Source organism: Streptomyces sp. NPDC059906, assembly GCF_042730645.1.
GTDB classification, from domain to species: domain Bacteria; phylum Actinomycetota; class Actinomycetes; order Streptomycetales; family Streptomycetaceae; genus Streptomyces; species Streptomyces rubrogriseus.
Genome location: NZ_JBHWKU010000025.1, coordinates 83,272 through 102,829, shown reverse-complemented (window position 1 = coordinate 102,829; position 19,558 = coordinate 83,272). Strand labels below are relative to the sequence as shown.

General features: G+C 72.5%; 12 protein-coding genes and 1 pseudogene. 4 read left to right on the top strand and 9 right to left on the bottom strand.

From position 1 onward, the window contains the following. Positions 1-116 precede the first annotated feature (116 nt). Complete coding sequence (locus ACFV9J_RS30185; protein WP_385359292.1) at positions 117-1,364, top strand: PucR family transcriptional regulator; 1,248 nt, start codon at positions 117-119, stop codon at positions 1,362-1,364. On the opposite strand, the gene ACFV9J_RS30180 is transcribed toward ACFV9J_RS30185, so the two are convergent. Next, complete coding sequence (locus ACFV9J_RS30180; protein WP_385359290.1) at positions 1,345-1,935, bottom strand: TetR/AcrR family transcriptional regulator; 591 nt, start codon at positions 1,933-1,935, stop codon at positions 1,345-1,347. The two genes, ACFV9J_RS30185 and ACFV9J_RS30180, sit on opposite strands and share 20 nt — an antisense overlap. Positions 1,936-2,019: 84 nt before the next feature. On the opposite strand from ACFV9J_RS30180, the gene ACFV9J_RS30175 reads away from it, so the two are divergent. Continuing rightward, positions 2,020-3,591 carry an MFS transporter gene (locus ACFV9J_RS30175; protein ID WP_385359288.1) on the top strand — a complete coding sequence of 524 codons (1,572 nt, stop codon included), beginning with the start codon at positions 2,020-2,022 and terminating at the stop codon, positions 3,589-3,591. An 82-nt stretch (positions 3,592-3,673) separates the two neighbouring features. On the opposite strand, the gene serA is transcribed toward ACFV9J_RS30175, so the two are convergent. The 6 genes from serA to ACFV9J_RS30145 form a co-directional block, all read right to left on the bottom strand. Continuing rightward, entirely contained in the window at positions 3,674-5,263 is a 1,590-nt protein-coding gene (gene serA / locus ACFV9J_RS30170; protein ID WP_385359286.1) for a phosphoglycerate dehydrogenase, read from the bottom strand. Positions 5,264-5,481: 218 nt separating this feature from the next. Beyond that, positions 5,482-6,480, bottom strand: coding sequence for a ketol-acid reductoisomerase (gene ilvC / locus ACFV9J_RS30165; RefSeq protein WP_385359284.1), 999 nt, complete (start codon positions 6,478-6,480; stop codon positions 5,482-5,484). A 139-nt stretch (positions 6,481-6,619) separates the two neighbouring features. Beyond that, complete coding sequence (ilvN, locus tag ACFV9J_RS30160) at positions 6,620-7,144, bottom strand: acetolactate synthase small subunit (protein ID WP_003973483.1); 525 nt, start codon at positions 7,142-7,144, stop codon at positions 6,620-6,622. 21 nt (positions 7,145-7,165) lie between these two features. Beyond that, positions 7,166-9,007: an acetolactate synthase large subunit gene (locus ACFV9J_RS30155; protein ID WP_385359281.1), complete on the bottom strand. Its 1,842-nt coding sequence runs from the start codon at positions 9,005-9,007 to the stop codon at positions 7,166-7,168. 241 nt (positions 9,008-9,248) lie between these two features. Then, entirely contained in the window at positions 9,249-12,347 is a 3,099-nt protein-coding gene (locus ACFV9J_RS30150; RefSeq protein ID WP_385359279.1) for a putative bifunctional diguanylate cyclase/phosphodiesterase, read from the bottom strand. A 414-nt stretch (positions 12,348-12,761) separates the two neighbouring features. Beyond that, positions 12,762-13,703, bottom strand: a complete 942-nt coding sequence (locus tag ACFV9J_RS30145) for a 2-hydroxyacid dehydrogenase (RefSeq protein ID WP_385359276.1) — start codon at positions 13,701-13,703, stop codon at positions 12,762-12,764. Positions 13,704-13,777: 74 nt separating this feature from the next. Between ACFV9J_RS30145 and ACFV9J_RS30140 the strand changes: the two genes are divergently transcribed. After that, positions 13,778-14,776, top strand: a complete 999-nt coding sequence (locus ACFV9J_RS30140; protein ID WP_385359274.1) for an aldo/keto reductase — start codon at positions 13,778-13,780, stop codon at positions 14,774-14,776. A gap of 125 nt (positions 14,777-14,901) precedes the next feature. Then, positions 14,902-16,110 (top strand): PQQ-dependent sugar dehydrogenase, encoded by a 1,209-nt coding sequence (locus ACFV9J_RS30135; RefSeq protein ID WP_385359271.1) that lies wholly within the window; start codon positions 14,902-14,904, stop codon positions 16,108-16,110. An 8-nt stretch (positions 16,111-16,118) separates the two neighbouring features. Here the strand turns inward: ACFV9J_RS30135 and ACFV9J_RS30130 are convergent, their stop codons facing one another. Beyond that, positions 16,119-16,328 carry a DUF6191 domain-containing protein gene (locus tag ACFV9J_RS30130; protein WP_385359269.1) on the bottom strand — a complete coding sequence of 70 codons (210 nt, stop codon included), beginning with the start codon at positions 16,326-16,328 and terminating at the stop codon, positions 16,119-16,121. 38 nt (positions 16,329-16,366) lie between these two features. Then, positions 16,367-19,530: pseudogene (locus ACFV9J_RS30125) on the bottom strand (AAA family ATPase). Positions 19,531-19,558 lie beyond the last annotated feature (28 nt).

Below are 19,558 nucleotides of genomic sequence, written 5' to 3'. Positions count from 1 at the left end.
GGGAACGGCACGGAGAACCACCGTGAAATCTAAGGATCCTCCCGATCGTCGGCCATCGACAGCTGTCACGCATCCGTGCCGCGGATCTCAGACAGATGTATGAAGGCCGCGCGTAAATGCGGCAGAATGCCCGGGTGACGTCCGATTCCAGAGGTGCCACAGGATCCGGCTCCGGTGGTACGCGTGGTGACTACCAGGAGCTGGTCGACGAGCTCTCCGAGCTGCTGGGCGCGCCCGCGACCCTGGAGAACCGCGACTTCGAGCTGATCGCCTTCGGCGCCTACGACAGCGAGGGCGACCTCGACCCGTCCGCCCTGGACCCGGTGCGCACCCGCTCGATCCTCACCCGGCGCTCCACCGCCGCGGTCCGGGCGTGGTTCGAGAGCTTCGGCATCACCCGCGCGACCGGACCGGTGCGCATCCCGCCGACCCCCGAGGCGGGGGTGTACCGGGGGCGCACCTGTCTGCCGGTACGCCATCGGGGTGTGGTCCTCGGCTATGTCTGGCTCCTGGACACCGACCCGGGGCCGACCGAGCGGCAGCTGGCGGCGGGCATGGAGGTCACGGCGCGGATCGGCGCGCTGCTCGCCGACGAGGCGCAGCACGGCGCGGACCTGAGCCGGGAGCTGCGGGCGGTGCTGACGGCGGAGCGGGACTGGCAGCGGGACATGGCGGTGGCGGAGCTGCGCAGCGCGCTGGGCGCCCGGGCCGAGACCCCGCACGCGGTGGTGTGCGTGGCGCCCTGGCCCTCGGCCGATCCCGACGACGCGCCCTCGGTCCGTACTGTGCCGGGAGCCACGGCGCTGTGCACGGTGCCGTGGGGGGTCTCGGCCGTGTCGCTGGCGCTGCTGGTCCGGCTGCGCTCGGCGGAGGTGCGGACCCCGGCGACGTCGGCGGCGGGGCGGCTGCTGGAGCGGGCGGGGACGGCCACGGGCCGGGGCGGACCGGCGGGTGGCGCCGCGGCCGGTGTCTCCGCGCCGCGCACGGGTCTCGCCGACCTGGGGGCGGCCTGGTCGGAGGCGTCGGCGGCGGCCCGGGCGGCGCGGGCGGAGGAGCGGTTCGGGCCGGTCGCGCAGTGGACGTCGATCGGGGCGTTCCGCCTGCTGACCTCGCTGCCCCCGCGCTCCGCCGACGATCCCGCCGTACGCGCCCTGCTCTCCCCCGCCCACCGCGAACTCGCCCGCACGGCCGAGGTGTACCTGGACTGCGCGGGCCAGGCCGGCCGCACCGCCGCCGAGCTGGGCGTCCACCGCCAGACGCTGTACTACCGGCTGTCCCGCGTCGAACAGCTCACGGGTCTGGACCTGGACGACGGCGAGGACCGGCTGCTGCTGCACATGGCGCTCAAGGCGCGTCGCCTGTAGCGGCCCCGATCACCCGGCGCAGGCCCTCGGTCAGCGCTTCGGCGTCGGGTGCGCTCTTCGGGTCGAAGTTCCACTGGGCGATGAGACCGGTCATCAGGGTGACGTAGAACGCGCCCAGGGTGTCCGTCGTCTCGTCCGTGACGTCCTCCTCCCTGCCGCCCATGAGCAGGGGGATGATGCCGCGTCCGGCCTCGCGCTGGGCGCGGCCGAGGTGGTCGCGCAGCGCGGGCATCCGGTCGCCCATGACCAGCACCTCCATGCTGAGGCCCCAGACGGAGCCGGGCTCCCGCATGGTGCCGATGATGTTGGACCACACCTGCTGGAACCGCTCGACCGAGCCCGGTTCGGTGCCGTCCAGAGCGGGAGTCTCCCCCTCGAAGGCGCCCCCCATCGCCTCGATCAGCTCGATGTACGCCTGGGCGAGCAGGACGTCCTTCGACCCGTAGTGGTAGCCGATGGACGCCAGGTTGGTCCCCGACTCCTTGACGATGTCCCGCGCGGTCGTGCGCGCGAATCCCTTGTCCAGCAGGCAGCGCTTGGCGCCCTCGAGCAGATCCTCACGGTGTCCCATGCCGACACCCTACCCAGCCGCCCATACACGCGTCTTAAACGATCGTCCTAGACAAGCGTATAAGACGTGCGTACAGTCCCCGTCATGACAACGAACCCGTCCCGCGCCGGCCGTCGTGAGTGGACCGCGCTGGGCGTACTGATGCTCCCGCTGCTGCTGGTCTCCATGGACGTCTCCGTCCTCTACTTCGCGATCCCTCAGATCAGCGCCGACCTGGACCCGAGCGGCACCCAGCAGCTGTGGATCTTCGACATCTACGGCTTCGTCCTGGCCGGGCTGCTGATGACGATGGGGGCGCTGGGCGACCGCATCGGCCGGCGCAGGCTCCTCCTCATCGGCGCGGTGGCCTTCGGCGCCGCCTCCGTGCTCGCCGCCTACGCGCACACCGCCGAGACGCTGATCGCGGCCCGCGCGGTCCTCGGCATCGGGGGCGCCACCCTGATGCCGTCGACGATGGCGCTGGTCCGCACGATGTTCACCGACCCCGCCCAGCGGGCGAAGGCGATCGGACTGTGGTCCGGGGTGATGACGGCCGGGATCGCGCTCGGCTCGGTGATGAGCGGCATCCTCGTCGAGCACTTCTGGTGGGGCTCGGTCTTCCTGGTCAACCTGCCCGCGATGGCCCTGCTGCTGGTCCTCGGCCCAGTGCTGCTCCCCGAGTCGAAGAGCCCGTCCCCCGGCCGCTTCGACTGGCTGAGCGTCCCGCTGTCGATGGCGGCGGTCCTCCCCGTCGTCTACGGCCTCAAGGAGCTGCCCTCGGAGGGCTGGAACGTCCGCTACGTCGTCTCGATCACCGTCGGTCTGCTCTTCGCGGCGCTGTTCGTGCACCGCCAGCGCACCTCGGCCTCGCCGATGATCTCGCCCGCCCTCTTCCGCGGGCACGGCTTCACCCCGGCGCTGGTCCTCAACACCCTGTCGGCCTTCGGGATGCTGGGCTCGGCGTACTTCACCACCCAGTACCTCCAGTCGGTCCTGGGCAAGAGCGCGCTGGAGGCCGCGCTGTGGAGCCTGCTGCCGTCGGTGCTCATCGGCGCCGCCGCACCGGTCGCCGCCCAACTGGCCCAGCGCGGTGTCGAGCGCGCGTACCTCGTGACGGCCGGATTCGTCGTCGCGGCGGGCGGCTACGGACTCCTCGCGCTGGCCGGTACGGACTCCCTGTGGCTGGTGCTGGCCGCCTGCGGCGTCCTCGCCGCCGGCATCGTCGTGGTGATGTCCCAGCTCACCGACCTGGCCCTCGGCTCGGCGCCGGTCGAGAAGGCGGGCGCGGCCTCCTCACTGCTGGAGACCGGCACCGAGTTCGGCGGCGCCCTGGGCATGGCCACCCTCGGTTCCATCGGTACGGCCCTCTACCGCCACGGTGTTCCCCCGGACGCGCCCGGCGAGGCGCAGGAGACCCTGGGCGGCGCGCTGTCCGTCGCCGCCGGACTTCCCGGGCGCGCGGGAGACGCCCTGGCCACGGCGGCACGCGAGGCGTTCACCGACGGGATGCGGGGCGCCGCGATGGCGGGGGCGCTGCTGCTCCTCGGGGCGGCGGTGCTGGCCGCGCTGGGGCTGCGCAACATCCGGGTGCGCCCGGAGGCGGCCACGGAGGATATCGAAAACGCCGGACAGGCCGACCGATTCAGCCCGTCTGGGGGTACCTCCCACGCCCTTTAGGCAGTGGGGGAGTTTGAGGACCAGGCCCGTTCAGGGCCGTGAGCGGGGGTCCCGGGGGCGGCGGCCCCCGGGTACGGCCGCCTCAGACGAGGTTGACGGACCGGGCGGACGTGGCGCCGATCTCCGCCGAGACCTCCGCCAGAACCCCGGCGGGCACCGTGTCGTCGACGGTGAGGACGGCCAGCGCCTCGCCGCCGACCGTCGCGCGGGCGACCTGCATGCCGGCGATGTTGAGACCCGCCTCGCCGATGATCCGGCCGACGGTGCCGACGACGCCGGGACGGTCCTCGTAGCGCAGGACGACCATGTGGTCGGCGAGGGCGAGGTCCACGTCGTACTCGCCGATGGCGACGATCTTCTGGAGGTGCTTCGGGCCGGCCAGCGTGCCGGAGACCGACACCTCCTCGCCGTCCGAGAGGGTGCCGCGCACGATGACGACGTTGCGGTGCTCCGGGGACTCCGAGCTGGTGGTCAGCCGGACCTCGACGCCGCGCTCCTGGGCGAACAGCGGGGCGTTGACGTACGACACCGTCTCGTCGACGACGTCCTCGAAGACGCCCTTGAGCGCGGACAGCTCCAGCACCTTCACGTCGTGCTGGGTGATCTCGCCGTAGACCTCGACGTCGAGGCGGACGGCGACCTCACCGGCGAGCGCGGTGAAGATGCGCCCCAGGCGCTCGGCGAGCGGCAGGCCCGGCTTGACGTCCTCGGCGATGACTCCGCCCTGGACGTTGACCGCGTCGGGGACCAGCTCACCGGCGAGGGCCAGGCGGACCGACTTGGCGACGGCGATGCCGGCCTTCTCCTGGGCCTCGTCGGTGGAGGCGCCGAGGTGCGGGGTGGCGACGACCTGGTCGAACTCGAACAGCGGCGAGTCGGTGCAGGGCTCCTTGGCGTACACGTCGAGGCCGGCGCCGGCGACGCGGCCCTCCTTGAGCGCCGAGTACAGCGCCTCCTCGTCGACGATGCCGCCGCGCGCGGCGTTGACGATGCGGACGCTCGGCTTGACCTTGCGCAGCGCCTCGTCGCCGATCAGGCCGAGGGTCTCGGGGGTCTTGGGCAGGTGGACGGTGATGAAGTCGGAGACCTCCAGCAGCTCGTCCAGGGACAGCACCTTGACGCCCATCTGCGCGGCCCGCGCGGGCTGCACGTAGGGGTCGTAGGCGACGACCTTCATGCCGAAGGCCGACATGCGCTGCGCGACCAGCGCGCCGATGCGGCCGAGGCCGACGACGCCGAGGGTCTTCTCGGCCAGCTCGACGCCGGTGTACTTGCTGCGCTTCCACTCGCCGTTCTTCAGCGCGGCGTTGGCCTGCGGGATGTTGCGGGCGGTGGCGACGATCAGGCCGCAGGCCAGCTCGGCGGCGGTGACGATGTTGGAGGTCGGGGCGTTGACCACCATCACGCCGGCCTTGGTGGCGGCGGAGACGTCGACGTTGTCCAGGCCGACCCCGGCGCGGGCGACGACCTTGAGCTTCCTGGCGGCGGCCACGGCCTCGGCGTCGACCTTGGTGGCCGAGCGGACCAGGATCGCGTCCACGTCGGCGATGGCGGGGAGCAGTTCGGCCCGGTCCGCGCCGTTGCACTGGCGGATCTCGAAGTCGGGGCCGAGCGCGTCCACGGTCGCGGGCGACAGCTCTTCAGCGATGAGTACGACGGGTTTCGAGCTCACGTGAGTCCTCACAAGTCCAATGCGGACGGCCGTCCCGACGGCCGCATGCGGAGGGTTGCTAGCCGCGTGGAAGACGCACGACGCTGTGGGCCTGACGCGTATGTGTTCAGCAGTCTAGTGGCGTGACGGGCAGTGTCCTGCGCCGCTGCGGAAGCATCACCCGGAAGTGGATCCCGCGGGGGTGCCCGGCGCGCCGGGCACCCCCGCGGGGCAAAGACCTACGCCTCTTCGTCGACCCAGCTCATGAGCTTGCGCAGCTCCTTGCCGGTGGTCTCCAGGAGGTGCTCGGAGTCCTGCTTCTTGTACTCGTTGTACTTCTTCAGACCGCCGTGGTACTCGTCCATCCAGTTCTTGGCGAAGGTGCCGTCCTGGATCTCGGCGAGGACCTTCTTCATCTCGGCCTTGGTGGCGTCGGTGATGATCCGCGGGCCGGTGACGTAGTCGCCCCACTCGGCGGTCTCGGAGATCGACCAGCGCATCTTCTCCAGGCCGCCCTCGTACATGAGGTCCACGATCAGCTTCAGCTCGTGCAGGCACTCGAAGTAGGCGATCTCCGGCTGGTAGCCGGCCTCGGTCAGGGTCTCGAAGCCCGCCTTGACCAGCGCGGCCGTGCCACCGCACAGGACGGCCTGCTCGCCGAAGAGGTCGGTCTCGGTCTCCTCGGTGAAGGTCGTCTTGATGACGCCGGCGCGGGTGCCGCCGATGCCCTTGGCGTACGACAGGGCCAGCTCGAAGCCGTTGCCCGTGGCGTCCTGCTCGACGGCGGCGATGCAGGGAACGCCGCGGCCCTCCTCGTACTGACGGCGCACCAGGTGGCCCGGGCCCTTGGGGGCGACCATGCAGACGTCCACACCGGCCGGGGGCTTGATGAAGCCGTAGCGGATGTTCAGGCCGTGGCCGAAGAACAGCGCGTCGCCGTCCTTCAGGTTGTCCTTGATGTCCTTCTCGTAGACCTCGGCCTGGATCGGGTCCGGGACCAGGATCATGATGACGTCGGCCTCGGCGGCGGCCTCGGACGGGCTCACCACGCGCAGGCCCTGCTCCTCGGCCTTGGCCTTGGACTTGGAGCCCTCGTGCAGACCGACGCGCACGTCGACACCGGAGTCGCGCAGCGACAGGGCGTGGGCGTGGCCCTGGCTGCCGTACCCGATGACCGCGACCTTGCGGCCCTGGATGATGGACAGGTCGGCGTCGGCGTCGTAGAACAGCTCGGCCACTGGGTTCTCTCCTTGTGTGCAGGTGTTGCGTCCCACCGTATGCCGGTGGGGGGAGGCGAAGTTTCGGGGTCTCGGAATGCGGGCGGCCGGCGGTGTCCCCGGCCGCCCGTTTCCGTCGTGGTGCGGACCGTTTCCGTTGTTATGCGGACCGGTCGAGTGCGCGCAGCGAGCGGTCCGTGATCGAACGGGCGCCGCGGCCGATGGCGATCGTGCCGGACTGGACGAGTTCCTTGATGCCGTACGGTTCCAGCATCCGGAGCATGGCGGTCAGCTTGTCGCTGCTGCCGGTGGCCTCGATGGTGACGGCCTCCGGGGAGACGTCGACCGTCTTGGCGCGGAACAGCTGGACGATCTCGACGATCTGGGAGCGCGTCTCGTTGTCGGAGCGCACCTTCACCAGAACGAGTTCGCGCTGGACGGCCTGGGTGGGCTCCAGCTCGACGATCTTGAGCACGTTCACCAGCTTGTTGAGCTGCTTGGTGACCTGCTCCAGCGGGAAGTCCTCGACGCTCACCACGATGGTGATGCGGGAGATGTCGGGGTGCTCGGTGACGCCGACGGCGAGCGAGTCGATGTTGAAGCCGCGGCGGGAGAAGAGGGCGGTGATCCGCGCCAGGACGCCGGGGGTGTTCTCCACCAGGACGGAGAGCGTGTGCTTGGACATGGTCTCTTCGGTCTCTCTCGCTCAGTCGTCTTCGTTGTCGCCGAAGTCGGGGCGGACGTCCCGGGCGGCCATGATCTCGTCGTTGGAGGTGCCGGCGGCGACCATCGGCCAGACCATCGCGTCCTCGTGGACGATGAAGTCGACGACGACGGGGCGGTCGTTGATGGAGTTGGCCTCCTCGATCACCTTGTCGAGGTCGGCGGGGTCCTCGCAGCGGATGGCGTAGCAGCCCATGGCCTCCGACAGCTTCACGAAGTCGGGGACGCGGGTGCCGCGGGCCTGAGGGTTGACGTCGTCCGGGCCGGAGTGCAGCACCGTGTTGGAGTACCGCTGGTTGTAGAACAGGGTCTGCCACTGGCGGACCATCCCGAGGGCGCCGTTGTTGATGACGGCGACCTTGATCGGGATGTTGTTCAGGGCGCAGGTGGTCAGTTCCTGGTTGGTCATCTGGAAGCAGCCGTCGCCGTCGATCGCCCAGACGGTGCGGTCGGGCATGCCGGCCTGGGCGCCCATGGCGGCCGGGACGGCGTAGCCCATGGTCCCGGCGCCGCCGGAGTTCAGCCAGGTGGCGGGCTTGTCGTACTGCACGAAGTGCGCGGCCCACATCTGGTGCTGGCCGACACCGGCCGCGAAGATGGTGCCCTCGGGCGCCAGCTGTCCGACGCGCTCGATGACCTGCTGCGGGGAGAGCGAACCGTCCTCGGGCTGGTCGTAGCCCAGGGGGTAGGTGTCGCGCCAGCGGCTCAGGTCCTTCCACCAGGCGCTGTAGTCGCCCTTGTTGCCCTCGTCGTGCTCCTTCTGGACGGCCTGCACGAGGTCGGCGACGACCTCGCGGGCGTCGCCGACGATCGGCACGTCGGCGGCGCGGTTCTTGCCGATCTCGGCCGGGTCGATGTCGGCGTGGACGATCTTGGCGTACGGGGCGAAGCTGTCCAGCTTGCCGGTGACGCGGTCGTCGAAGCGGGCTCCGAGGGCGACGATCAGGTCGGCCTTCTGCAGCGCGGTGACGGCGGTGACCGCACCGTGCATGCCCGGCATTCCCACGTGCAGCGGGTGGCTGTCGGGGAACGCGCCGAGCGCCATCAGGGTGGTGGTGACGGGCGCTCCGGTGAGTTCGGCGAGGACCTTCAGCTCGGCGGTGGCCTTCGCCTTGAGGACGCCGCCGCCGACGTAGAGCACGGGCCGCTTCGCCGCGGAGATCAGCTTGGCCGCCTCGCGGATCTGCTTGGCGTGCGGCTTGGTGACCGGGCGGTAGCCGGGCAGGTCCATGACCGGCGGCCAGGAGAAGGTGGTTTTCTTCTGGAGGATGTCCTTGGGGATGTCGACCAGGACGGGGCCGGGGCGGCCGGTGGAGGCGATGTGGAACGCCTGCGCGATCACCCGGGGGATGTCCTCGGCCTTGGTGACCAGGAAGCTGTGCTTGGTGATCGGCATGGTGATGCCGACGATGTCCGCCTCCTGGAAGGCGTCCGTGCCGATCGCGGAGGAGACCACCTGCCCGGTGATCGCGACCAGCGGCACGGAGTCCAGGTTGGCGTCGGCGATCGGGGTGACCAGGTTGGTGGCACCGGGGCCCGAGGTCGCCATGCAGACGCCGACCTTGCCGGTGGCCTGCGCGTAGCCGGTGGCCGCGTGGCCGGCGCCCTGCTCGTGACGGACCAGGACGTGGCGCACCCTGGTGGAGTCCATCAGCGGGTCGTAGGCCGGAAGGATCGTGCCACCGGGGATGCCGAATACGGTGTCGGCGCCGACCTCCTCGAGAGAGCGAATGAGGGACTGCGCACCCGTGACGTGCTCGGGGGCGGACTGTCCTCCGGATCGGGGCCGGGGCTGCGGGTGAGCCCCGGTGGCCTGCTCGGTCATCGGCGTTCTCTTCTCGATGCTGAGGGTTTTTGCGAGATTCGGGCGATCTGTGCTGCTGCTCGGCAGGTGCCTGTGCAACAAAAAACCCCTCGTGCCGTAAGGCAAGCGAGGGGAGCGCGTCGGTGTGGGTCGCGGGGAGTCCGGGTCGGTCCGGACGTCACCAGCTTCAGCCGACGCGCTTTCCAAGTACGAGAATTCGGGTGCGCATGGCACTGACCTTCCCTCCGGCGCGCACTCACTGTCAAGTGGGTGGGACGGGAGTCTCATTATGTGAGCGAAGGGCCGTGCCACCACTCAGAACGGCCGGCAGTCCGGAGGGGACACCGCCGGTGACCTGACCGGGGCCCGGGCCGCCGACGCCCTTGGCGCAGACCCCGGCACCGCCGCCCGCGAAGGCCGGCTCGGCCGGCCCGTGGGGCACCGGGTAGTGGCCGGCCGCGAGCGCTCTGCGCAGCCGGTACTCGTCCAGGGCCCCGGAGAACGCCATGCCCTGTCCGTGCGTACAGCCCATCGCGCGCAGGGCGACGATCTGCTCGGGCAGGTCGACGCCGTCGGCCACGGACTTCAGTCCGAGGTCGGTGGCGATGCGCAGCAGACCGCTGGTGATCTTGTGCAGCCGCGCGGACTCCACGACGCCCTCGACCAGGCCCCGGTCGAGCTTGAGGACGTCCACGGGCAGGCGCCGCAGCGCGGTGATCGCCGCGTAGCCGGTGCCGAAGCCGTCCAGGGCGATCCGGACACCGACCCTGCGCAGGGCGTTCAGCCGGCGGTCCAGCTCGTCGAGGCCGACCCGTGGGTCGATGTCCGACAGCTCGATCACAAGGGAGCCCGGGGGCAGTCCGTGGCGGGTCAGCAGGGCCTCCACGGAGCCCAGCGGCATGGAACGGTCCAGCAGGCGGCGGGCGCCGATGCGTATGGCCACGGTCACGGACAGCCCCGTCGCCGCGCGCTCGGCGGCCTGCTCGACGGCCTCGCGCAGCACCCAGCGGTCGAGTTCGGCGGTTCTGTCGCCCTCCTCGGCCACCCGCAGGAACTCGGCGGGGGTGAACAGCACGCCCTGCGAGGAGCGCCAGCGCGGCTGGGCGCACACCGACGTGATCCGGCCGTCGGTCAGCGAGACCACCGGCTGGTGCAGCAGGGCGAACTCCCCGTCGTGCAGCGCGGCCCGCAGCCGGGTGGCCAGCTCGGCCTTGCGTACGACGTCCTGCTGCATCTGCGGCCGGTACAGCTCGACGCGCCCCTTGCCGCCCGCCTTGGCCCGGTACATGGCGAGGTCGGCGTTGCGCAGCAACTCGCCCGCACCGAGGCCGGGTTCGGCGAAGGCGACGCCGATGGAGGCGTTGACCCGGACTTCATTGCCGTCGATGAGGTAGGGCTGGGAGAGCGTCAGTCTGAGCCGGTCGGCCAACTCGCGGATGTGGCCCTCGCGGGCGGCCCGGTCCCGGGCGCCGTCCCCGACGATCAGGGCCGCGAACTCGTCACCGCCCAGCCGGGAGGCGGTGTCGCCCTTGCGGACCGCCTCGTGGAGCCTGCGGGCGGCCTGGACGAGCAGCTCGTCCCCGGCCTGGTGCCCGATGGTGTCGTTGACGCCCTTGAAGCCGTCGAGGTCGATGAAGAGCACCGCCGTCCCGCGCAGGGCGGCGCCCCGGTCCGAGGCGCGGCGGCCGGAGAGGGCCTGCTGGACGCGCCGGGTGAACAGGGCGCGGTTGGGCAGGTCGGTGAGCGGGTCGTGCTCGGCGTTGTGCTGGAGCTGCGCCTGGAGGCGCACTCTTTCGGTCACGTCCCGGCTGTTGAAGATGAGGCCGCCGTGGTGCCGGTTGACGGTGGACTCGACGTTGAGCCACTCTCCCCCGCCCCCGGAACGGAAGCGGCACTCGATGCGTGTGGTGGGTTCCTCGACCGGGTTGGCGGCCAGGAACCGGCGCACCTCGTGCACCACGCAGCCGAGGTCCTCGGGGTGGATGAGCCCGGCCAGTTCGGTGCCCACCAGTTCCTCCGCGGGCCGTCCGTAGACTCCGGCGGCGGCCGGGGAGACGTAGCGGAGGATGCCGTTCGGCGCGGCGATCATGATGACGTCGCTGGAGCCCTGGACCAGGGAGCGGAAGTGGTTCTCCTTCTGGGCCAACTCCTGGGTGAGGACGATGTTGTCGAGCAGCATGATGCCCTGCCGGACGACGAGCGCGAGCACGACGGTGCCGCCGGTCAGCAGGACCACCCGGTCGACGCTGCGGCCGTTGAGCACGTTGTAGAGGATGCCCAGGGTGCAGACGGCGGCCGCGAGGTACGGCGTGAGCGCGGCCAGGGATCCGGCGATGGGGCGGGCGGCCGGATAGCGGCCCCGTTCGCCGCCCTGTCCGGGGCCGGGCAGTGCGGTGGGCGTGGCGGGCGGTACCGAGGGGGGCGTGGGCTGGTGGCCGCTGCCGCGCTGGCCGGGCACGTGCTCGCGCACCACGCGGGTGTGGCCGCCGGTCCCCCTCTCGTCCGGCGTCGCCCGCCCGCGCCGGGACGCGGCCCAGGGGGCGTACGCGAGCAGCAGGGAGCCGGCGAACCAGCCCGCGTCGAGCAACTGCCCGGAGCGGTAGCTGTTGTGCAGCAGCGGTGAGGTGAACAGGGCGTCGCACACCACGGTCAGGGCGAGCGCGCCGATGGCGGTGTTGACGGCGGATCTGCAGACGGGCGACCGCCGGAAGTGCAGCGCGAGCACCATGCTGACGAGGGCGATGTCGAGCAGCGGGTAGGCCACCGAGAGCGCGGAGTGCGCGACGCTCGACCCGCCCTCGGCCTTGGCCGCCTGGGCGAGCGCCAGGCTCCAGGCCAGGGTCAGCAGCGAACCGCCGATCAGCCAGGCGTCCAGGCCCAGGCAGATCCAGCCGGCCTTGGTCACCGGCCGCTTGGCCAGCACGAGGAGCCCCACGATGGCGGGCGGGGCGAAGCACAGGAAGAACAGGTCCGCGTAGCTGGGGCTGGGCACCGACACCCGCAGCACGACCTCGTACCACCCCCAGACCAGGTTGCCCAGGGACGCCATCGCCGAGGAGAGGGCGAAGAGCAGCCAGGCCGGTCGAAAGCGGACGCGGCGTCCGCGGGCGTAGAGGAAGCAGGAGACGGCGGCGGCGGCCGCGGCGGCGCTCAGCCCGAAGTCGCCCATGATCTTGGCGACGTACGGCGAACCCCAGCCGAGCGCGGCACCGACGGCGTAGGCCGCGCAGACCAGGGCGAGCACGAGCTGGCGGACGACGGGTGGCCCGCCGGCGGCGGCCGACGGCCGGGGCAGCAGCGGTCCGGGCGCGGCCTGGCCGCGCAGCGCTCCGTCCAGCGTGGGCACGGGGGGCGGACTCACCGGGGCCTCCCGGTCCGCACCGCTCCCGCGTCCCGCGCGCACCGGTGGGCCGGCCGGTCCTGCCTTCTGCGGTCGCCCGGCCGGCGCGGGTGGGGGCAGCGCGGAGCGGGCCGGCCACCGTGGTGGCCGTGCCGACCCCGTCGGCGCGCGGTCGTGGTCGTGGCCGTGCGCCAGGGTCGCCGGCGGCGGCTCCGCCGCGTCGGATCGTCGGTCCATAGGCCGTGCATCGCCCGTCGCCCCCCTCCACAGTCTGAGATGTCCATCCCCGGCGCCGTACGGTGCGCGGCGCGTCCCCTGTCGGACGATACACCAGTCTCGTCACTCAGGGACATAGGTTCTCTACGCTCCGTGACGACCAGCGGATATGCGCGCACCCCCCGCATCCGAGGAGTCGCGGAGGGTGCCCGAAACGGATTACGACCCCGTCGTCAGGATCACGTTGCGCAGCGGCTCCCGGTTCACGAACCGGGTCAACTGGTCCACCAGCAGCCGCTCGGCGCGCGGCAGGAAGGCGGAGGTCGGACCGCCCGCGTGCGGGCTGACGACTATGCCGGGAGCATGCCACAGGGGGTGACCCGGCGGCAGCGGTTCGGGGTCGGTCACGTCGAGGGCCGCGGTGAGGCGTCCGCTCTCCAGTTCGGCGAGCAACGCCTTCGTGTCCACGACGGGTCCGCGCGCCACGTTGACGAGCAGGGCGCCGTCCTTCATCCGGGCCAGGAACTCGGCGTCGGCCAGTCCCCGGGTGGCCTCGGTGAGCGGTGTGGACAGGATGACGACGTCGGCCTGCGGGAGCAGGCGGGGAAGCTCGGTGAGCGGGTGCACGGGGCCGCGCTCCGTGGTGCGGGCGGAGCGCGCGACGCGCACCACCGGCGCGACCTCGAACGGCACGAGCCGGTCCTCGATCGCGGCGCCGATCGATCCGTACCCGACGATGAGGACCGTCCGGTCCGCGAGCGCGGGCCGGAACCCGCCGAGCCACTCGCCGCGGTCCTGCGCCCGCACGAAGTCCGGGATGCCGCGCAGCGAGGCCAGCACCAGGGCCAGGGTCAGCTCCGCGGTGCTGGCCTCGTGCACGCCGCGCGCGTTGCACAGCCGTACGCCGGCGGGCAGGTGCCCGAGGCCGGGTTCGACGTGGTCGATGCCCGCGGAGAGGGTCTGGACGACCTGGACGGAGCGCATCTCGGGCAGCGGGCGTACCCCCACGGTGCTGGGCTTCATGTAGGGCACGACGTAGAAGGCGCAGTCGGCCGGGTCGGCGGGGAAGGTCTCCTCGCCGTCCCAGTGGCGGTAGGCGGGACCTTCGGGAAGGCCCTCGATCTCGTCCGGCGGGATGGGCAGCCACACGTCAGCAGTCATGGTCAGGAGGCTATGTCAGGGGGCGGAGAGGCAAAGGTTAGGTTGGGTGGTCCGACAAGGGAGGGTCACGACCGGTGGAGCGCAGGACGATCGGCGCGACGGCACTCGCGGTGGGGGCCGTCGGACTGGGGTGCATGCCGATGAACTGGGCGTACAGCGCCTCGCGGCAGCGGGGCGACGAGTCGCTCAGGGCCGTGCACCGGGCCCTCGACCTCGGTGTCTGCCTGCTGGACACGGCGGACATGTACGGCCCGTTCACCAACGAGCTGCTGCTGGGGCGGGTGTTGAGGGAGCGGCGGTCCGAGGCCTTCGTGTCGACCAAGGTCGGCCTGCTGGTGGGTGAGCAGCACATCGTGGCCAACGGCCGCCCCGGCTATGTGCGGCGTGCCTGCGACGCGTCCTTGCGCCGGCTCCAGACGGACGTCATCGACCTCTACCAACTGCACCGCGCCGACCCGGAGATACCCGTCGAGGAGACCTGGGGCGCGATGGCGGAGCTGGTGCGGGTCGGGAAGGTGCGGGCGCTCGGCCTGTGCGCGGTCGGCGCGCGCTCGGCCCGGCGGCCGGGGGCACGGCTGCACGACGCGACGATCCGCCAACTGGAGCGGGTGCAGCAGGTCTTCCCGGTGAGCGCGGTCGAGGCCGAGCTGTCGGTGTGGTCGCCGGAGGCGCTGCGGACCCTGCTGCCGTGGTGCGTCTCGCGCGGCGTCGGTTTCCTGGCCGCGATGCCGCTGGGCAACGGCTACCTGACCGGCACGCTGACGCCGGGCCAGGGCTTCGAACCGGAGGACCTGCGGGCCCGGCACCCCCGCTTCACCGCCGAGATGATGGCCGCCAACCAGCCGGTCGTGGCCGCGCTGCGCCGGATCGCCGCCCGGCACGGCGACGGGGTCACCGCGGCGCAGGTGGCGCTGGCCTGGGTGCTGGCGCAGGGGCGGCACGTGGTGCCGGTGCCGGGCACCAAGCAGGAGCGCTGGGTGACGCAGAACGCGGGGGCGGCCCGGCTGCGGCTGACCGAGCGGGACCTGGCGGAGGTGCGGGCGCTGCCGCCGGCGCAGGGTTCCTGGGAGTGAGGCCCACGGCATCCGGCCGGCCGCCGCCGCCGCCGCCGGATACGGGGTTCGCGGTTCTGGGTTCGGGGTTCGCGGTTCGCGGTTCGGGATTCGGCGATCGGGAACTTGGGGAGCCCCTGCGGTGTATGACAGGGAGAACCCGCCGCGTCGAAGGGACCAAGATCGTGCAACGTCGAGCCGTGCCGGCCGTGCTGACCGCCGCTCTCCTGCTGACGGCCGGCTGCTCCGCCGACTCCTCCGACGGCGCGGACCCGTCCGGAACGGACCGCGGCGCCTCCCCCACCAGTACGGCGGCGCAGTCCTCGCCCGCCGGATCGCCCACCGAGCAGGCACCGCCCGCGAAGGGCTCGGTCAAGGTGCTCCGCACGGTCGCCACGGGGCTGAACAGCCCCTGGGGCCTGGCCCCGCTGCCGGGCGGCGACCTGCTGGTGTCCTCGCGCGACGAGGCCACGATCACACGCGTCGACGCGAAGACGGGCGAGAAGACCGAGCTGGGCGAGGTGCCCGGGGTGTCCCCGTCCGGCGAGGGCGGCCTGCTCGGCATCGCGCTCTCCCCCGACTACGCCTCGGACCACATGATCTACGCGTACTTCACCTCCGCCTCGGACAACCGGATCGTGCGCATGCTGTACGACGAGAAGAAGCCGTCGGGCGAGCAGCTGGGCGCGCCGGACACGGTCTTCCGGGGCATCCCCAAGGGGGTGATCCACAACGGCGGGCGGATCGCCTTCGGCCCGGACAGGATGCTCTACGCGGGCACGGGCGAGAGCGGTGACACCGGTCTGTCGCAGGACGAGAAGTCCCTCGGCGGCAAGATCCTGCGGATGACCCCGGACGGCGAACCGGCGCCCGGCAACCCCTTCCCCGACTCCCCCGTGTACTCGCTGGGCCACCGGAACGTGCAGGGGCTGGCCTGGGACGGCAAGCAGCGGCTGTTCGCCTCGGAGTTCGGTCAGGACACCTGGGACGAGCTGAACGCGATCAAGCCGGGTGACAACTACGGCTGGCCCGAGGCGGAGGGCAAGGGCGGCGGCTCCGGCTTCCACGACCCCCTCGCGCAGTGGAGCACCGACGAGGCCTCCCCCAGCGGCATCGCCTACGCCGAGGGCTCCGTGTGGATGGCGGGGCTGCGCGGTGAGCGGCTGTGGCGGATCCCGCTGAAGGGGACCGAGGCCGCGGCCGATCCGCAGGCGTTCCTGGAGGGCGAGTACGGCCGTCTGCGTACGGTGGCCCCGGCGGGCGGCGACAAGCTGTGGCTGGTGACCAGCAACACGGACGGCCGCGGCGACGCGCAGGGCGACGACGACCGGATCCTGGAGCTGGAGGTGGAGTAGGCGGCCGGCTACTCGTCTTCCGGGGACGGGGTCCCGGGGTCCTCCGCCTCCTCGTCGGCACGCGGCCGGTGGACGACGACCTTGCCCGACGTGAGGTCTATGGGGCCGCGAGCGGGGTCGCCGTCGCCCACGTCCTCGCGGGTCAGTTCGAGGCGGTTCTGCTCGTCGTTGGTGTGTTTGCGGCCGGGCGAGAACAGTTCCTCGAATGCGTTGAACATCGGGCCTCCGTCGGTCGGCGTCCCTTACAGCGTAAGCCTCACTCCGTCGAACGGGACGTGAGCCGTTCGGCGGGGAACAGCGCCAGCCGGTGGGCCACCGCCGCCGCCTCGCCGCGGCCGGAGACGCCGAGCTTGGCCAGGATGTTGGAGACGTGGACGCTGGCCGTCTTGGGCGAGATGAAGAGCTCCTCGGCTATCTGCCGGTTGGTGCGGCCGTCGGAGACCAGCCGCAGGACGTCCCGCTCCCGGCCGGTGAGGCCGAGGGCGTCGGCCGGGTCGGCGGGCCCGGACGCGGGTGCCGGTTCGGCGGCGCGGCCGAGGGTGAGGCGGGCACGCCGGCCGAGCACGGCGACCGCGTCGGACAGCGGGCGCGCGCCGAGGTGGTCGGCGACGGTGCGGGCCAGGCGCAGCAGCTCCGTGGCACGGGCGCGCTCGTCCTCGCCGCCGGTGGCCAGGAGGGCATCGGCCAGCCGGTAGCGGACGCGGGCGAGATCGTAGGGGCGCTCCAGGCATTCGAAGGCGGTGACCGCCTCCGACCAGAGCCGCGGGGTGTCGCGGCCCCGGGCGCGGTGGAGTTCGGCGCGGACCCAGCGCTCGTGGGCGACCCAGACCGGGGCGCCCGTCGTTAGGTGCTTCGCGGCCTCGGCGAGGCGGTGGAGGAGGTCGGCGCGGCCCTCCTCGGCGGCCGGCCGGGCGCGCGCGTCGGCCTCCGCCGCGGCGGCGGACAGCAGCAGGGGCCAGCCGAAGCGCTGGGTGCCGGGCGGGAAGCCCGCGTCCAGGACGCGGACCAGTTCGGCGCGGGCGTCCGGGAGGCGTCCCTCGGCCGCGGCGACGCCGACGGTGAGGGCCGCCAGCGGCAGGCGGTGCTGCGGCATGGGGTCGTGGGTGCCGTAGGCGGCGCGGGCCTCGGCGAGCAGTCCGGCGGCCTCGGCACGCTCGCCGCGGGCAAGGGCGACGACGGCGCGTTTGAGTGCGGCGCCGCCGCGCGGTGCGGGGCTGCGGCCCGGTGCTCCGGCCCGGTCCGCCGCTTCGAGGGCCTCGTCCCAGCGGCCCAGGGAGATGAGCGACTCGGCGAGGTTGCCCCAGACCCAGGCCTCGGACTCCAGCAGCCCCCTGCGCCGGGTGAGGTCGATGCCCTCGCGCAGGATGCCGAGGGCGTCCCGCGAGCGGCCGACGCCTTCCAGGGACGAGGGCAGGTTGACGTGGCTGCGGGCCACCACGGCGGACCGGTCCTGGGCCACCACCAGGTCCCTGACCTGGAACATCTCGGCGAGTCCGGCGTCGATCTGCCCGGCGTCCACCATCAGGCCGCCGAGGGTGAGCCGGGCGTTCAGCTCGATCTCCTCGGCGCCGACCATGCGCGCGTACTCGACGGCACGTTCGGCCGCCGTCATCGCGTCGGGGCCCGGGCTATGGAGCATCGACCAGTTGGCGGACATGGCGAGCACCTCGGCGTGCACCTGGGACGGCGGCAGGCCCCGGACCAGTTCCTGGGCGATGCCCAGCTCCCGCCAGCCGTCGCCGCGGCCCTGGGCCTGGACCAGCAGCGAGCGCTGGGTCCAGAACCAGGCCGCGCGCTGCGGGTCCCGGCCGCTCGCGCCCGCCCCGGTGCCCGTGTCCTGTTCGTCCTCCAGGAGGCGCAGCGCCCGCTTGGTGATCTTCATGGCGCGTTCGCGCTCGCCGCACAGCCGCCCGGCGACGGCGGCCTCGGCCATCAGGTCCAGGTAGCGCAGGGGCGTGATGGCGGGGTCGCAGCCGCTGGGGGTCCCCCCACGCCGTTCGGGCAGTGGGGGAGGGTAGACCTCGGCGCAGTCGACGGGGCGCAGGGTGGCGCGTACGTCGTCGGGGGCGGCGTCCCACAGCTCCATCGCGCGCTCCAGCAGCCGCAGCTGTTCGGAGTAGGCGTGCCGGCGGCGGGCCTCGACGGAGGCGTCCAGGACGGCCGGCAGGGCCTTGGCGGGGGCGTGGGCGTGGTACCAGTAGCTGGCCAGGCGCATCACGCGCTCGGCGGCGGGCACCAGCGTGGGATCGGCGTCCAGGGCTTCGGCGTAGCGCCGGTTGAGGCGGGAGCGTTCGCCGGGGAGCAGGTCGTCGCCGACGGCCTCGCGGACCAGGGAGTGCCGGAAGCGGTAGCCGTCGCCGTCGGGCGCGGGGAGCAGGATGTTGGCGTTCACCGCGGAGCGCAGCGCCTCGATGAGGTCGTCCTCGGCGAGCCGGGCAACGGCGGCGAGCAGCCGGTACTCGACGGTGGAGCCGCCCTCGGCGACGATCCGGGCGACCCGCTGGGCGCTCTCGGGCAGGGCTTCGACGCGGACCAGGAGCAGGTCGCGCAGGGAGTCGGTGAGGCCGGTGCAGCTGCCGACGCGTGCGGCGACGGCGAGTTCCTCGACGAAGAAGGCGTTGCCGTCGGAGCGTTCGAAGATCTCGTCGACCTGGAGCGGGTCGGGCTCGTGGGCGAGGATCCCGGCGATCTGGCGGCCCACCTCGTCGCGGGTGAAGCGGCCGAGTTCGATGCGGCGGACGGTGCGCAGCCGGTCCAGCTCGGCGAGCAGGGGGCGATGGGGGTCCCCCCACGCCGTTCAGGCAGTGGGGGAGGGTGGCGGCGGTGGATGTCGTCGGAGCGGTAGGTGGCGAGGACGACGAGGCGGCCGGTGCGCAGGGTGCGCAAGAGGTAGGCGATCAGGTGGCGGGTGGAGGCGTCGGCCCAGTGCAGGTCCTCCAGGACGAGGACGACGGTGTGCCGGGCGGCGACGCGCTCCAGCAGGCGGGCGGTGAGTTCGAAGAGCCGGGCCATGCTCTCCTCGTCGTGCCGGCCGCCGCCGGTGACCGGGGTGCCCTCGCCCAGTTCGGGCAGCAGCCGGGCCAGTTCCTCCTCCTGGCCGGCGGCCGCGGCGGCCAGCTCCTCGGGCAGGTGGCGGCGCAGGGCGCGCAGCGCGGTGGAGAAGGGCGCGAAGGGCAGCCCGTCGGCGCCGATCTCCACGCAGCCGCCCAGCGCGACGACGGCGCCGCGCCGGTCCGCCGCGGTGGCGAACTCCTCGACGAGGCGGGTCTTGCCCACGCCGGCCTCGCCGCCGAGCAGCAGCGCCTGCGGCTCTCCGCCGGTGGCGGACGCGCGGGCGAGCGCCTCGTTCAACGTGTCCAGTTCGCCGGTGCGGCCGACGAACACGGGACTGACGGACCTGGTCTCCACGGAAGCGAGCATCGCACGCGGGTACGACAGCGGGTCACCG